The organism is Gammaproteobacteria bacterium, from assembly GCA_016199745.1.
Classification (GTDB): domain Bacteria; phylum Pseudomonadota; class Gammaproteobacteria; order Acidiferrobacterales; family Sulfurifustaceae; genus JACQFZ01.
This window is the reverse complement of record JACQFZ010000046.1, coordinates 1-15,344: the sequence shown is the minus strand read 5'-3', so window position 1 is coordinate 15,344 and position 15,344 is coordinate 1. Positions and strand designations below refer to the sequence as shown.

At 55.0% G+C, this 15,344-nt stretch carries 12 protein-coding genes; 5 read left to right on the top strand and 7 right to left on the bottom strand.

The window, feature by feature from the left end; all coding sequences use genetic code 11:
- The first annotated feature begins 62 nt into the window (after positions 1-62).
- A complete protein-coding gene (locus tag HY308_10690) occupies positions 63-1,751 on the top strand; it encodes an arginine--tRNA ligase (protein ID MBI3898748.1) in 1,689 nt (562 codons plus the stop codon).
- 3 nt (positions 1,752-1,754) lie between these two features.
- Positions 1,755-2,327: an SPOR domain-containing protein gene (locus HY308_10685; GenBank protein MBI3898747.1), complete on the top strand. Its 573-nt coding sequence runs from the start codon at positions 1,755-1,757 to the stop codon at positions 2,325-2,327.
- A gap of 30 nt (positions 2,328-2,357) precedes the next feature.
- Here the strand turns inward: HY308_10685 and speA are convergent, their stop codons facing one another.
- Complete coding sequence (gene speA / locus HY308_10680) at positions 2,358-4,247, bottom strand: biosynthetic arginine decarboxylase (protein MBI3898746.1); 1,890 nt, start codon at positions 4,245-4,247, stop codon at positions 2,358-2,360.
- 100 nt (positions 4,248-4,347) lie between these two features.
- Entirely contained in the window at positions 4,348-4,854 is a 507-nt protein-coding gene (locus HY308_10675) for a heme-binding protein (protein MBI3898745.1), read from the bottom strand.
- Between the two features lie 297 nt (positions 4,855-5,151).
- Here HY308_10675 and speE point away from each other — a divergent pair, with 297 nt between their 5' ends.
- A complete protein-coding gene (gene speE / locus HY308_10670) occupies positions 5,152-5,997 on the top strand; it encodes a polyamine aminopropyltransferase (GenBank protein ID MBI3898744.1) in 846 nt (281 codons plus the stop codon).
- 101 nt (positions 5,998-6,098) lie between these two features.
- Here speE and HY308_10665 read toward each other — a convergent pair whose 3' ends face one another.
- The gene (locus HY308_10665) at positions 6,099-7,490 is read right to left on the bottom strand and encodes an ammonium transporter (protein ID MBI3898743.1); all 1,392 of its coding nucleotides are present in this window, start codon (positions 7,488-7,490) and stop codon (positions 6,099-6,101) included.
- Between the two features lie 12 nt (positions 7,491-7,502).
- Complete coding sequence (gene glnK / locus HY308_10660) at positions 7,503-7,841, bottom strand: P-II family nitrogen regulator (GenBank protein MBI3898742.1); 339 nt, start codon at positions 7,839-7,841, stop codon at positions 7,503-7,505.
- 262 nt (positions 7,842-8,103) lie between these two features.
- Here glnK and HY308_10655 point away from each other — a divergent pair, with 262 nt between their 5' ends.
- Complete coding sequence (locus HY308_10655; protein ID MBI3898741.1) at positions 8,104-8,340, top strand: accessory factor UbiK family protein; 237 nt, start codon at positions 8,104-8,106, stop codon at positions 8,338-8,340.
- Positions 8,341-8,371: 31 nt separating this feature from the next.
- Entirely contained in the window at positions 8,372-9,388 is a 1,017-nt protein-coding gene (locus HY308_10650) for a YifB family Mg chelatase-like AAA ATPase (protein ID MBI3898740.1), read from the top strand.
- A gap of 10 nt (positions 9,389-9,398) precedes the next feature.
- On the opposite strand, the gene HY308_10645 is transcribed toward HY308_10650, so the two are convergent.
- The 3 genes from HY308_10645 to HY308_10635 are packed head-to-tail and all read right to left on the bottom strand — an operon-like array spanning position 9,399 to position 14,727.
- A complete protein-coding gene (locus HY308_10645) occupies positions 9,399-10,079 on the bottom strand; it encodes a hypothetical protein (protein MBI3898739.1) in 681 nt (226 codons plus the stop codon).
- A complete protein-coding gene (locus tag HY308_10640; protein ID MBI3898738.1) occupies positions 10,076-13,369 on the bottom strand; it encodes a hypothetical protein in 3,294 nt (1,097 codons plus the stop codon). Before HY308_10640 ends, HY308_10645 begins: the two co-directional genes overlap by 4 nt.
- Positions 13,370-13,389: 20 nt before the next feature.
- On the bottom strand, positions 13,390-14,727 hold the full coding sequence (locus HY308_10635) for a site-specific integrase (GenBank protein ID MBI3898737.1): 1,338 nt from the start codon (positions 14,725-14,727) through the stop codon (positions 13,390-13,392).
- Positions 14,728-15,344: the final 617 nt, after the last annotated feature.

Here is a 15,344-nt window from a genome sequence, read left to right as displayed (position 1 = left end):
TTTTCCCTGCCGGAACAGGCCGGTAGAATCGGCCTCCCTTTCGTCGAGCCCGCCGAGACCCTTTGAAAAACCATCTAGAAAGCCTAATTGTGCAGGCCTTGAGCCAACTGCAGACGGCCGGAATCCTGCCGCCCGATGCGGCCCCGGCTATCACCATCGAGCACACCCGCGCCAAAGAGCACGGCGACTTCGCCAGCAACATTGCGCTGGGCCTCGCCAAAATCGCTCGCTTGAAGCCGCGCGAGCTCGCCGAAAAAATCGTCGCCGCATTACCTGTGTCCGAACGCGTGGCCAAGGTCGACATTGCCGGCCCTGGTTTCATCAACTTTCATCTGCGGGTCGACGCGCTGCATGACGTCGTCCCGGTCATCCTCAGGCAAGCGCCGGCGTACGGCCGCAACACCAAGGGTCAAGGCAAAAAGGTGATGGTGGAATTCGTCTCGGCCAACCCGACCGGCCCACTGCATGTCGGGCACGGTCGGCAAGCGGCGCTGGGCGATGCGCTGTCGTCGCTGCTCGAATCGCAGGGCTACGCCGTCACTCGCGAGTTCTATTACAACGACGCCGGCGTGCAGATCCAAAACCTAATCCTGTCGGTACAAGCGCGCGCCAAAGGGTTGAAGCCGGGCGACGCCGGTTGGCCCGAAGCGGCGTATAACGGCGAGTACATTCAAGACATCGCCAACGATTTTCAGGCGAAGAAAACCGTACGCGCGTCGAACGGCGAAGCGGTTACCGGCAGCGGCGACGCGAACGATCTCGACACAATCCGCAAATTCGCCGTCACCTATCTGCGCAACGAGCAAGACATCGACTTACAGAAGTTCGGCGTGAAGTTTGACAACTATTATTTGGAGTCGAGCCTTTATACCGACGGCAAAGTCGAGGCAACGGTCAACGCGTTGGTCGCGAGCGGCAAGGCGTTCGAGCAAGACAACGCCTTATGGTTACGCACAACCGAGTACGGCGACGACAAAGATCGCGTCATGCGCAAATCGGACGGAACGTACACTTACTTCGTACCCGACGTCGCTTATCACGTCACCAAGTGGCAACGCGGCTTCGGTATCGTCATCAACGTTCAAGGTACCGACCACCACAGCACGATCACGCGCGTTCGCGCCGGTCTGCAGGCGTTGAACATCGGCATTCCGCCGAGCTATCCCGACTACGTGCTGCATAGTTTGGTTAAGGTCATGCGCGGCGGACAGGAAGTAAAAATTTCTAAACGCGCCGGTTCGTACGTGACGGTGCGCGATCTGATCGAATGGGTTGGGCGCGACGCCGTGCGCTTTTTCTTGATATCGCGCCGCGCCGATTCCGAGTTCGTGTTCGATATCGATCTGGCGCTGTCGCAGAGCGAAGATAACCCGGTGTACTACGTGCAGTACGCGCACGCCCGAGTGTGCAGCGTGTTCAAACAATTATCGGAGAAAGGTTTGCCGTACGATCGAGCTAACGGCAATGCTCAGCTCAGCCGACTGATCGAGGATCACGAGCGCACGCTGATCAACAAGCTCGCGCGTTATCCCGAGGTCATTGAAAACGCCGCGGCTGATCATGAACCGCACGCCGTTGCGCAATATCTGCGCGAGCTCGCGAGCGACTTGCACTCCTATTACAACACGCACATGTTCCTCGTCGAGAAAACCGATCTGCGCGACGCTCGTCTCAACCTCATCGCCGCTACGCGTCAGGTGTTAGCCAATGGCTTGGGCCTGCTCGGTGTATCTGCACCGGAGAGCATGTAACCGATGGTCGCGCGCCGCCGCCCGCCTGGAACTTCCGGAAAGAAACGCGTCCCCGGTTGGGTGTGGCTGTTGCTCGGGTTGGCGCTCGGTATCAGCGGCGTTTTGATTACCGAGTTGGTCATTAAGCGCTCGGGTTCGTCGGATGGTCTCGCCGGTTTATTAACGAGTAAAAAATCCAAACACGTTGAGCAACCCGTGACCGTGCCGAAAAAGGCCGAACCGGCACCCACCAAACCGAAACTCGATTTCTATACGGTCCTGCCGGAAGTCGAAACCGTATTACCCGATCGTCGCACGAAGCCGGCGAAGGTCGAACGGACCGAAGAGGGGGTCGGTTACATCTTGCAGGCCGGCTCGTTCGCCAGCTACGAAGAAGCCGATCAATTGAAGGCAAAGCTCGCGCTGCAGGGGATACAAGCGCAGATTCAAAAGATCAGTATCGAGGGCAAGGGCGAATTCCACCGCGTGCGCCTCGGTCCTTATGCGCGTGTCGAGGATCTCGACGCGGCCCATCAACAGTTAGCCAAAATTGGCATTAAAGCGATTCGGCTGAAAGTGAAAAAGAGCGCGGGTTGATCGGCGCGACTCGCTCGCACCGACCGCCGTTCAGTCTTCTAAATAGGTATACCCTTCTAATCCGGCCGCCAGCTCGGTGAAATAAAGCTCGCGTTGCTTGGCGTCCACGCCGGTGACGGCGCCGACCTTCTGCCGGTACGCCGCCAACAAGTCCTCCGGATCGAAGTGAACGAAGCGCAGTACCGAATCGACCGTGTCGCCGCGACACGGCGCGACCAATCGGTGGCCACCATCGGCGGTGAGCTCGACGTGCACCGAATCGGTATCGCCGAACAAGTTATGCAGGTCGCCGAGAATTTCCTGATAGGCGCCGACCATGAACATGCCGATTAAATACGGTTCGTTGTCGCGCGGCGCATGCAATGGCAACGTCGTGTCGACACCGCCAGCGCTAACGTACTGATCGACACGGCCATCCGAGTCGCAGGTGATGTCCTGCAACACCGCCCGCCGCGTCGGCGGCTCGTCTAAACGACTGAGCGGCAACATCGGAAAAATCTGCTCGATCGCCCAGTGATCGGGCATCGATTGAAATAGCGAGAAATTGCAAAAGTATTTGTCGGCGAGTTTCTCGTTCAGCTCATCCAATACTTCGCGATGGGCCTTGGCCGACGGCGCCAACAATTCGCGCACCTTCCAACAGATCGCGAAATATATTTGTTCGGCGCGCGAACGCTGCTCGAGCGTGAGCACGCCATGGGTGAACATGCCCTGCGCCTGCGACAAATAATTCGCGGCGTCGTGGTAAGCCTCGATCGCCGAGCGGCTCGACAATGCGGCATACGCTTGCCACATGTCGCCAATAATCGCCGGCTCGTTCGGCTCCGCTTTCGCCACCGAATCGCGACCGGGTGCTTGCTCGCAGTCGATAACGTTGGTGATGAGTACGGCGTGGTGCGCGGTCATGGCGCGGCCGGATTCGGTGACGATGTCCGGCTGGCGTAATTTTTTCTCGGCGCAGATCTCGGCGAGCGCGTGCACGACGTTGTTGGCGTATTCGGCAACGGAATAATTCATCGAGCAGAAACTGCGCGAGCGCGTGCCTTCGTAGTCGACACCGAGACCGCCGCCGACGTTGACGATGCGAATGTCGGCACCGGTAGCGCAGAGCTCGGCGTAGTACCGCGCCGCTTCGCGCATGCCCGACTGGATGTGCTGCACGTTGGCGATCTGCGAGCCCATGTGGAAGTGCAGCATCTGCAACGCACCGAGCTGGCCGGCCTCGCGCAGGCGCGCCACGCAGCGCAGCGCCTCGGACGACGTAAGGCCGAACTTCGATTTATCGCCGCCGGTGTTTTGCCACTTGCCGACACCGATCGACGACAGGCGCACGCGCACGCCCACGAGCGGCGTAATACCGAGCTGCTTCGCTTCGGCGAGCACGCTTTCGAGCTCGGACAATTTTTCGACGACGATGTGGACCCGGTGGCCGATGGCCTTGCCGATCAGCGCCAGGCGGATGTACTCGCGATCCTTATAACCGTTGCAGACGACGATGGCGTTCGGGCGGGCGCGCGCCAACACCGCCAGCAATTCGGGTTTGGAACCCGCCTCGAGACCGAGGCGATCACCGCCATGCTCGAGCAACGCGTCGACGACGCTACGCTGCTGATTGACCTTGATCGGGTAAACCGCGGTGTAACGACCGCTGTAGTTATGCGCGACGGTGGCGCTATCAAACGCTTGCCACAGCTCGCGCACGCGGTGCTGCAAAATGCCGGAGAACCGCACCAACACCGGTAACGCTAAATCGTTGCGCGCAAACTCGCGCGTCAGCTCATAAAGATCGATGCCGGGGTGGTCACTGGTCGGATCAGGGCGCGCGATCAAGTGACCGCGCGCGTTGATGTCGAAGTAGCCGTTGCCCCAATGCGCGATATTGTAAAGGTCGCGCGCCTTTTGGATGTTCCAGTCAAACATGGGGCGCAAGTATCGGGAAGGCGGTCGCGCGGTGCAAGTCGTCTTTTAACGATCGCACATCGCTCGATCGTTTCGCCGGGCCACCGATTAACGTTGGTTCCTACTTCAATTTGTCGGCGAATTTGCTAAGTGCCGCGGTAGCACATTGATCGTCGACATCGCCGGCCGGCGAACCCGCCACCCCGATCGCTCCTATTACGTCGTTGCCGGTTTGAATGGGTACTCCACCGCCTAAATAGAGCACTCCCTCGAGCATCGGTAGATATTGCAACGATGGATCCTTTTGGATCCGCTCTAATCCGGCGACGGTGGAACGCCGAGTCGTGGCCGAGGTGTAGGCTTTGCGTCGACTGCTGTCGAGTGTGTGCGGGCCGGTGCCGTCTCCCCTTAGCACAGTCTTAATTTGACCGGCGCGATCGACTACCGTCACTGTCACCGCGTACCCTTTCTCGCGGCAAGCGGCTGCCGCCGCTGTTGCCATTTCGCTAGCCAGCTCAAGCGAAATGTTTTTCTCGCTGCGTATCAACAGCGTTTCGGCGTTGGCAGTGGTGAGAACCGAAATGGATGCCAAGAATCCAACGAGCAGGTTCCTTTTGTGTGTGCCCATATTTTTATTCTCCAGTATTAACGACTACCTCCGCTCTCGCCGACGAGGTAGAACGACATGTTTACGATTTGTGTCTCGAGTGCGCCTTTCGGTTCATTCGTTTTTCGGTTCAGCTTCTGCCGAAGCATCTTTGGACCCCAAGTAATAACGGAAATTCCTCGGTTAGCGCTCGCAGCATGCGTAAATTGTCGAGCGCCAGCGCGTCCCCCTTCGTTTTTGGACGACAACCGCCGAGGGGATGTTCCGCCGCGATCGAGTCGCTAAAATGCCGGCACTTTTCCCAGCCGGCAGATGACGATGACACTCGACAAGAATTGGTACACCGAAGAATGGGCCGAACAGGGTTCGGCGATCTCACTCAAGATCAAGCGCAAGTTGCACGAAGAGCAGTCGCCTTATCAGAAAATTGAGATCTACGAGACCGAAACCTTCGGCAAGCTGATGACGCTCGACGGACTGGTCATGGTCACCGACCGCGACAATTTCATGTATCACGAAATGATGTCGCACCCGGCGCTGTTCACGCATCCGAACCCGAAGCGCGTGCTGATCATCGGCGGCGGCGATTGCGGCACGCTGCGCGAGGTACTGCGGCACGAGACGGTCGAGCTGGCGGAGCAGGTCGAGCTCGACGAACGCGTGACGCGCGTGGCCGAAAAATATTTTCCGGACCTGTGCGCGGCAAATAATGATCCGCGTGCACGGTTACATTTCGACGACGGCATCGCTTGGGTGGCAAAAGCGGCAGCGGCCAGCTACGACGTCATTATCGTCGACTCGACCGATCCGGTCGGGCCGGCGGCGGGTCTGTTCTCCGAAGAGTTTTATCGCAATTGCCTGAAGGCGCTGGGCCCGAACGGCATCGTCGTCGGCCAGAGTGAGTCGCCGTTGTTTCATGCCGAGCTGATCCGCTCGGTGCAGAAAGCGCTAGGTGCCGCCGGCTTCAGCGACGTAGCGACACATCACTTTCCGCAATGCACGTATCCGTCCGGCTGGTGGAGCGCGACCATGGCGAGCAAGGGCGGGGTGTTGGCATCGTTCCGCGAAGCGGCGGCGAAAGCCAAACGCTTTCCGACGCGCTACTACAATCACGCGATTCACCACGCGGCACGGGCGTTGCCGGAATTTTTGCTGAACCGTTAAAAAATAAAGGGCGCCATCGGCGCCCTTTTTGTCACCCCCACCCTAACCCCCCGCAACAGCGCGGGGGAGGGAATACGGCTAGAACGGGGTGGTCATGACGATTAGAAGTTGTACGCCTTCTCACCATGCTCGGCGACATCGAGCCCTTCGCGTTCAGCCTCTTCGCTGACACGCAGGCCGATGGTCCAGTCGATCAGCTTGTACAGCACCAGCGATACCACACCCGACCAAACGATCGAAGTGCCGACACCCCACACTTGGCTCATGAACTGCGCGCCGGCATCGAAGCTGGTCGCCGTGGCGTTCGTGCTGTAGTCGAAAATGCCGGTGCCGCCGAGTGCCGGGTTGACGAACACGCCGGTTAACAGCGCACCGATGGTGCCGCCGATGCCATGGATGCCGAAAACGTCGAGCGAGTCGTCGTAGCCGAGTTTGACCTTGAGCCATTCCACCGCCCACAAGCACACGACACCGGCAACGCCGCCGATCACGAATGCGCCGGGCAGACCGACATAGCCAGCCGCCGGTGTAATTGCCACCAGGCCGGCGACTGCACCCGACAATGCGCCGAGCAGGGACGGACGGCCCTTTACTAGCCACTCGGTGAAGGTCCAAGCCAACGCTGCAACTGCCGTCGCGAGCAGCGTATTGACGAAGGCGATGATGGCGCCGCCGGCAGCTTCGAGATTGGAACCGGCGTTGAAGCCGAACCAGCCGACCCACAGCAAGCAAGCACCGATCATGGTCATGGTCAGGCTATGCGGTGCCATGTGCGTGCGCGGGAAGCCGATACGTTTGCCGATCACGAGCGCGCCGATCAGGCCGGCGATACCGGCGTTGATGTGCACTACCGTGCCGCCAGCGAAGTCGATCGCGCCTTTGCCGAACAGAAAGCCGGACGGATCTTGGTAGGCCGACGGGCCGCCCCAAAACCAGACCATGTGGGCGATCGGTAAGTACGAGAACGTGAACCACAAGGCCGAGAACACCAACAACGCCGAGAATTTGATGCGCTCGGCGAACGAGCCGACGATCAGGGCGGTAGTGATAGCGGCGAAGGTGAGCTGGAACATGGCGAACACCAGCTCGGGAATGACGACGCCCTTGCTGAAGGTCTCAACCGCTGTGTCCGGCGTCAGCCCCTTCAAGAACACCTTGCTGAAGCCGCCGATGAAGCTGTTCAGGCCACCACTGTTGGCGGTAAACGCCAAGCTATAGCCGTACACCACCCACAACACGGCGATCAGGCAGAAGATCGTGAAGACCTGCATCAACACCGACAGCATGTTCTTCGAGCGCGTTAAGCCACCGTAGAACAGCGCCAAACCGGGGAGCGTCATCAACAACACCAGCAGTGTCGATACGATCATCCAAACCGTATCGGCTTTATTCGGAGTCGGGGCCGGATCCGCAGCCCACGTCAGTACTGGGAGCAGGGCGAGCAACGCGCCTAACAACCCTCCCAGGGTCAATGTTGAAGCTTTTAATTTCATGATTGGGTCCTCTTAAAGCGCATCTTTGCCGGTTTCGCCGGTACGAATGCGCACTACCTGCTCAAGGTCGAATACGAAGATCTTGCCGTCGCCGATCTTGTCGGTGCGCGCCGCCTTGGTAATCGCCTCGATCACGCGGTCGAGCAAACTGTCTTCGATCGCCACTTCGATCTTTACCTTGGGCAGAAAATCGACGACGTACTCTGCCCCGCGATAAAGCTCGGTATGGCCCTTTTGCCGCCCGAACCCTTTCACCTCGGTGACGGTGACACCTTGCACGCCAACTTCCGACAAGGCATCGCGCACGTCATCGAGCTTAAAAGGCTTGACGATGGCCGTTACAAGTTTCATGGGTTATCTCCGCCTTTTCTGAAAAGTAAGACTGGCTGGCACCAGCCTATGCCGCCCATTAGCAATCCATATGCCACTAATTTCGGCGTTTAATAACAGCCACATAACGGTATCTGCGCCGACCGAGACGGGATGAATGCACCATGATGAAACAGCGAATTGCCGTGGCCGCACAAATCAGTGCGCACCTTAACTGCGGTTGCTCGCTCAGGCGACTGTCGCTACCCTTCGACGCCATAGCCGCGCAGACGCAGGAGGCGCCATGATCCCACCGAAATCTCTCGACGAAATTTTCTCGACGATCGCCCGCGTGTTACCGAGCACGCCGATTGAGCTCGAGCGCAATGTGCGCACCGCGTTGACCGCCGCCTTCGATCGCCTCGATCTAGTGACGCGCGAGGAGCTGGAGGTACAGGAAGCGGTATTGGCGCGCACCCGCACCCGTTTGAAAGAGCTCGAAACGAAAATCACCGAGCTCGAACACCGACTCGCTAAGTAATCGCATTACGACAAGGGAGGAGTGTCCGCGAATGGCTCTCGCCGTCGTGCATAGCCGCGCGCAGGTCGGCATCGATGCGCCGCCGGTAACGGTTGAAGTTCACCTCGCCAACGGCTTGCCGAATTTGTCGATCGTCGGGCTACCAGAAGCGGCCGTAAAGGAAAGCAAAGATCGGGTACGCGCGGCATTACTGAGCGCTCACTTCGAATTTCCCGCTAGACGTATTACGATAAATCTTGCTCCGGCCGATCTTCCCAAGGAAGGCGGCCGCTTCGATTTACCCATTGCTATCGGCATCCTTGCCGCCTCCGGGCAGATGCCCACGGCCGAGCTGGATGGCTACGAATTTATCGGCGAGCTCGCCCTTACCGGCAAATTACGACCGGTGCGCGGTGCCCTCAGTGCCGCACTGGCCGCGCGCGCCACGAGTCGAACGCTGGTGATACCCGCCAGCAACAGCCCGGAAGCGGCGCTGGTCACGAACGTCACCATTCTTGGGCCGCGTCACTTATTGGAAATCACCGGTCACTTCAACCAGGACCAACGACTGTCACCGGTGCCGCAAGTCCGGCCAAGCGCCAACGCGCAAGAGACGCCCGACCTCAGCGATATCAAGGGCCAACAACGCGCCAAACGTGCCCTCGAAATCGCCGCTGCCGGCAATCATAGCTTGCTCTTGATCGGCCCACCCGGTACCGGCAAGACCATGCTCGCCAGCCGGCTGCCCGGCATCCTGCCGCCGCTAACCGAGGCCGAGGCATTGGAAGTCGCCGCCATTCGCTCTGCACACAACGGCTTTTCGATCGAGCAATGGGGTCAACGGCCGTTTCGTACGCCGCATCACACCGCCTCCGGCGTTGCCCTTGTCGGCGGGGGCAGCCGCCCGCGGCCGGGTGAGGTGTCGCTGGCGCATCACGGCGTGTTATTTCTCGACGAGTTGCCCGAGTTTCATCGCGACGGGCTCGAAGTGCTGCGCGAGCCAATCGCAAAAGCCATTTTTGTAAGTACTATTTTAGAAAAATGTTTTGGTTTTAGAGTCTTTAATTAAAGTACCAGTACTATTTAGTAGGATCCCTAACTCCTTTAACTGCCCCAAGTTCGGCGACCTTCTGTAGGACCTTCTGAATCGCCGTTTTAAATCCGACCTGAAATATTGTTCTGCCGTTCGCAGTTTTAATCCTGCCATTGATATCTTCTTTCCAACCCTCTTGGTTCATCGTTTGTTCAGAAATTGCGTGTTGCAACGCTTCTATTTCGTGATCCAAAAAGCGGTGCCCATCACCAACCTCGTCGCAATTCTTTGAACCTTCTGAATTTCGACCCCTGAGATCAATGATTATCTGAGAGTTTTGCTTCAACCTATTTACGCTAGCCAGCAATTGGGTGTTCTCTGCCAAGATCGAACCGAAAATCGCCCTTACTGACAAGTCGTCAATCTGATCGAGCAAATCTTCGTACTTCCAGTTACTTGGTTTGGCTATGGACTCCACCGAGCTTGAATTTTTTTCAGTCCAGCAATGAATAATGGCGCGATAGTCGCTCCCGGTCTTATTCTTTATCGCCTGCAGCCCGGGACCTCCACGCTGAGCTGAAAGTTGTGCAATAGCCCGAAGAGTGAAGTCGCTCTTCTTCTTTTCGTATTGCTCGGCACACACTTGGTGAATGATATTCAACGATTTCGATTTGCGACGCGACGCATGAACGTTAAGCGATTCGAGCAAACTAGCTGGATCGATCATGCTATCTCCGAACTCAGCGGGATAGCCTTGAGTCTTTTAGCATTGAACCCACTGGACAGAGTGCTCAACTTGATTGAAGCCGCAACGGATGTTTCAAGAAGCTCTACCGTGTCCCCCAATAAACCAACGTCACGCAACATGACAGTCCTATCAGCTATGGCCACCGCTTCCTTTAACGAACCCCGGCGTGCACGAAGGAACATCATGAGTTCGTTGCCGACCCACAATTGCTGCTGCTCCGTCAACTTGAAGAAAAGCGGCGATCTGCCGTTAAGTGCCAACGTGGCGTCTAGAATCTGACTTCGTCTCAGCACTGCAGTATGCGGATTAGTTTCTGTGTAAACGGTGGCTTGCTCACAGATCCGCTCTAACAAAAGAAGTTCCGTATCGGCTGATTCTAAGGCGAATTTGAGATCACTTATCTCGCCCACAGGAATTAGCTTTATTCCATCGTCCGATAAGCTTTGAAGCGCTACACAGCGCGTTAAAAGTTTATGCGTGGCATGCATATCATGGATTAGTTTGTCGACGTTTTCAGCAGCTTGTTCGCGTTGTCGATAGAGCTGATCCAGCTCCATGCCCTTCAAGAAGGGCACATTTACGGCTTCGCAACGAACGCGCTGGTTCTCCAACCCATCAACAAGACTTTCCTTGATTCGAAAATCATCCGTTGCTTGGCCGTGACCGCAAGCTCGGAAGCTTAGATCGTTAAAATGCGCAATTAAGCCGTCGAGAAATGCTGGGCCCGTTATGAAAAAACGGCAACGCACGCAGTTTTTTTCAATCGGGTAACCAGGAACGGGCGCATATACCCTCTGCGCACGATCTGTCTTTATATCGCGCAGAACTTCTCCACCGATATCGCAAAAACGTGCTCCGACCGGACAAATCCCTTTATCCTGCACTATCAAAGCAGCAGCCGATTTGTTTTCCGTAACAGCCACAATTCCTGCGACATCATTAAAAGCAGTTCGTTTTTCAAGCTCTCGATATGTGGCGTCTTTGCACCAACGTCTGAACGCTTCTTTCTCTTTTTCTAATACTTTTTTCTCCGCTCCACTCAGCACTTCCGAAACATGGGTAACGCTGGCTTTGTTGTAGTAGAGCGTCATAAGGATCGACGCGTGACCCGCCAGACATTTTGCGAGAATAGGGACAGGGACACCGCCGTCCACCAGCAAAGAGGTTAGTATCGATACCCGAAGTGCGTGAGGCGGAAAGTGGGTACCGGTTCCATCCGAAGCCACAAACTCAATTGGCGTTCCATCATGTAATGTCTCGCTTCGAGCAACGCAACGCCTTTGCAATTCCTCCAATAGCGATCTCCAAAATCTTTCTACGCCGGCGGGGGTAATAGGCTTTCCTCGATCGTCTTTCTTATTATCCGCAGCATTCCGCATTAAGAAGCATGCAACTCCCATAGTTTTCAGAACTTTCTTCGCCCTTTTGTAGCCGATGTGTCGATGATGCAGGCTCGCCCAAGCTACCGGAGCTTTTATTGGATTGTATTTTTCTTGCCAGTTCCGGAGCTTTTCGGCCAGATACAGTATGTGGTCATGCTGCCAAGGTATGACATAACCAAGGTCTTCTGTATTCTTTAATTGGTCTGCCGTCTTGTTCGTATTTATAAAAAATCCTGTGGTCTGAGTTTTTTCTTCGAGATCGAAAAGACGACGAAAGAACCCGCGTTCGATCGGCCGTCGTGCACTACCCATCGCAAGTGGGCCCGAATTCATTTCCCAAGAACCGTTCACAAAGCGCCAGGTATCTGCTTCACCGCTATCAAGCATTCGAGCTTGGTACGTTCGCAACGGAAGATGCAAACGAATAAGTGTGCATACCGCACGCACTGGAGACCAAAGCTGAATTATTTCCTTGCGGGTCGCACCACCGCGGAATCGTGAAACGGTACGCCACACGCAGTCCGGATCGTTAACGTCAATGATCTTCCTGTCGACTTCAAACCAGTCTGCCCTTCTTTCGATGTCATGAGCCCATTTCCAGTCAGTGAAGTTAGGTCCCTGATAGATAACTTCCCTTAGCTCTCTTACATAGCGATGTGGTAAAGGCGTTTTATTGGTTTCCTTTCTGATGAAACCGGACCTGATCAATCGAGGGATAGGATTGTGAAAAATGACAGGAAGAACTGGGTGATCAAAATCATCAGGGGCTGATAACTTGGTATAGAGAACCCATTCCAGGAATAAACTGGCGTGGTTGTTTATTTTTATAAGATTGGGCGTAAGGCGGTTATCTGGAGATATAACCTCGAAGAAATTTTCCTTGCGCGTTGAACGCAGGAGAAAGTTTGTCGGATCAAAACTCTGGCTAGTCTGGCGAGGTAAATAATTCGCTAAAAATACGTCCACCCCACGCCTGACTCCGACATGCCCCCTTTGAATTTGCTCGTAGTATTCCGCTGCGAGGGCTCTCCACGCATCTAGTCGTCCATCTTTTCGGAGTACGTAATTAAATTTCTCGTCACTCCCCTTTCCAGAAACTTTAGGAGACCTGCGTCGTACTGGATTGGAATAGTCTGATTTAAGTATCCGACTACCGTTTTTATCTACTGTTGAATAGTAGTTATGAAGAACCCAATCTAGAAAATCGTGAGCGATATTTATAATCGCGACTCGTCCGCGTGCGCAACTACCATAAGCACCTGGCTGGAACTCCGGGGCAGAAGCGTTTGCTCGCAGGAAAACATCAGGATCGCGTGGCAGATCAAGACGGCAGATATGCTCAATCAACAAGCAGTAAATTGCACCTCTACGCCTCTGTAATAGCGACTCAGTAACATCATGATTCCATGATTGCTCCCAACCCGCTGCGAACGCACTCCACTTCGACAACCGAGGATCGAAAAGAGAAACGTAATCGTATTTCGAGTCACCTTTGTACTTCCATACTCGCTTCTGAATTCTTTCGAAGGGAATTCGGTACTTAATGAATAGCGAATCTGCCATGCCCTCCTGAGAAAACAACCTTGATGTGAGCACCCAGTGCAGAAAATCATATACACAATCGTGAACGACCTTAGCGGTTTCTACTTGTCGTTCGGTTCCTTCGACTATGAAAGAAAAATTTGGATACGCGTCTTCATTTTGGAAATACTTCTTGGGCTCCGCTGGCAGATTTAGGGCCAACATGTAGTGAATAAAAAATGACCGCAACGCAGTATAAGTAATGGCGCGTGCTTCGCTACAGATTGAGTAGTATTCGGCAGCTAAGGTGCGCCACTTTTCAAATTTCCGGTTCGTTTTAGTAACAAACGAAAATTCCTTATCCACTCCTACTCGTCCCCTCAATTTCATTGAGCCGACTCCCCAAGCAGCTGCCGTCCAGAAAATAAACCGAGTGGATCTACCTCATCAAAGCCAAAACGAACCAGTTCTCCAGGAGTTGTCTTAGCACCGACATTCAGCCGTCGCTCTGCCGCTTCTAGAGCAGCGCTGACTTCCGATGCCGACGGTTGAACATAGGGAATCTGCGACTCGATTGACGAGTGATGCAATGCACGCTGACGCGTGATTGCATCAACTCCCGCGGTTCTCATTCGCCTTCCAAAATCGTGCCTGTGGCCATGCGGGGTAGTACCTTCGGATTTAGCGCTTACAAGGCCGATTCGCTCAACAGCTCTCTGGTGCGCTAGTTCGTATGCAGCAATCGAGTACGGTTGACCTGCGATCGACTTGCGAAAGGATATGAACGCAAAAGGATGATTGCGCAGCTCGGACTTTATCCGGCTAACTTGGGACAGATAGAGCGGCCACAACTTTAGAAAAAGACGACCCCAATCACTAGGGAACCAATGCACTTTCATCCACTTTCCACTTTCATCTTCTAGCATTGGATTTTTCCAGCCGGCGTGAAGATTGTTTGTGTACTCCGGTCGCGGCTTCATTCCGTACTTTCGCAGTAAGTACGTCTCTCGATTCGCTCTACTTTTGCTGCGACGTGGATCGCGCCAATCGCTTGGCGCCTCTCCCTCGTAAGGATGAAAAATTCGAACCAAGGCGATTGATGGGTCGAAAGGATCTGCAACTACGTCATGAATGTAGAGGTGAAACGGTTCGGATTCTCGAAGACCACCTCCATGTAAAAGAATAGTGATGAGAATATCTCGCAAACTAAAACGGTCCTCCCAACGAGGTTTATTTTTACCTCCAGGCCGGACAAACCCTTCAAACAACAAATCGTATATCCGAGAATTTGGAAATCGCTTTTGTTCTCCGGAAAGAGACTTCGAACTTTTTCGACGAAAAAAAATCTTCGCTCGATCCGTGGTGAGTGAGGATTTTGATAAACGGGCGTGCTTTAGGATCGACCGATTGCGTCGAGCATAAAAAGCGAGGTTGTTAAGTTGTTGCTCGTATCGGCACGTGTAGTGATCAGCAGATGCCTGCGTGCCATTCTGAGTTGTTAACCACTCCAGAAAATCTTTTACTTCCGTAGATAACTGTCGGGCGTACCCTTGCCTGCGAGGCGACCAAAAAAGCAAGCTAGGATCCTTGCCGTTCTCTCCAATCGTTCCTGTATGGAGTCGTTCGGAAAACATTGAGAACGCTTCTTCCGGTTGCCTCACAAACTCTTGATTTGCCGCAAGATAATCAAGAAAGAGGCCGACCGCAGTAACAACTGCTGCCATCCACCTGTAGTTACGCCCATGATGGCTGCGCGTATACAAGAGGTAACGTATTAGAGGTTCAAGTGGGCCAACGTTAGTTAAAAGAACAGGAATCTCTAGCGGCAACCCACTATGGTCTCGCGCGACCGTTGCCTTAACTTTCGTCCAGTTTGCGCCCACTAGCAGCGTCTAGCTCACCGAGCCAATACCGATGCGCGTTTTGGCGGTGGTATCGCGAAGCCATGCGTCAAACGCCGGCAATCCAAGACGCGGACGACTTTTTCCACGACCCACGTCTCGAATGAGAGGGCCGGAGTTAGTTTGTTCCGACTCGCAGAACGACAGGCCATGTGAAACGGAAGTCACATGCATTGCGAAGTCTGAGTCCGGCACTACGCGAAAACTGTGTACCCTCGCAAGAAACTCGAGCACGGCTAGTCCAGCTAAATGCATGTTAAGGGGCATAACGACTGGCCGGGCATTCCCAACACCCTGGAGTGTTAGTGGCGGTCCAAATCCGCGTAAATCTGGCGGCGAGATCGGTGGAGATATATTAGTAAGTCAGCGTTAGGAGTTGTCATCCGATCCGGCGTCGGTGGATCGCGCCATCGCCCCCGATGGCAGCGGGAAGTCCTTGT

Excerpts from the sequence above, each read along its gene's own strand:
- HY308_10685 (MBI3898747.1), top strand. The coding sequence starts at position 1,755 with ATGGTCGCGCGCCGCCGCCCGCCTGGAACTTCCGGAAAGAAACGCGTC.
- speA (MBI3898746.1), bottom strand. The coding sequence starts at position 4,247 with ATGTTTGACTGGAACATCCAAAAGGCGCGCGACCTTTACAATATCGCG.
- HY308_10675 (MBI3898745.1), bottom strand. The coding sequence starts at position 4,854 with ATGGGCACACACAAAAGGAACCTGCTCGTTGGATTCTTGGCATCCATT.
- speE (MBI3898744.1), top strand. The coding sequence starts at position 5,152 with ATGACACTCGACAAGAATTGGTACACCGAAGAATGGGCCGAACAGGGT.
- HY308_10665 (MBI3898743.1), bottom strand. The coding sequence starts at position 7,490 with ATGAAATTAAAAGCTTCAACATTGACCCTGGGAGGGTTGTTAGGCGCG.
- glnK (MBI3898742.1), bottom strand. The coding sequence starts at position 7,841 with ATGAAACTTGTAACGGCCATCGTCAAGCCTTTTAAGCTCGATGACGTG.
- HY308_10655 (MBI3898741.1), top strand. The coding sequence starts at position 8,104 with ATGATCCCACCGAAATCTCTCGACGAAATTTTCTCGACGATCGCCCGC.
- HY308_10650 (MBI3898740.1), top strand. The coding sequence starts at position 8,372 with ATGGCTCTCGCCGTCGTGCATAGCCGCGCGCAGGTCGGCATCGATGCG.
- HY308_10645 (MBI3898739.1), bottom strand. The coding sequence starts at position 10,079 with ATGATCGATCCAGCTAGTTTGCTCGAATCGCTTAACGTTCATGCGTCG.
- HY308_10635 (MBI3898737.1), bottom strand. The coding sequence starts at position 14,727 with ATGGCAGCAGTTGTTACTGCGGTCGGCCTCTTTCTTGATTATCTTGCG.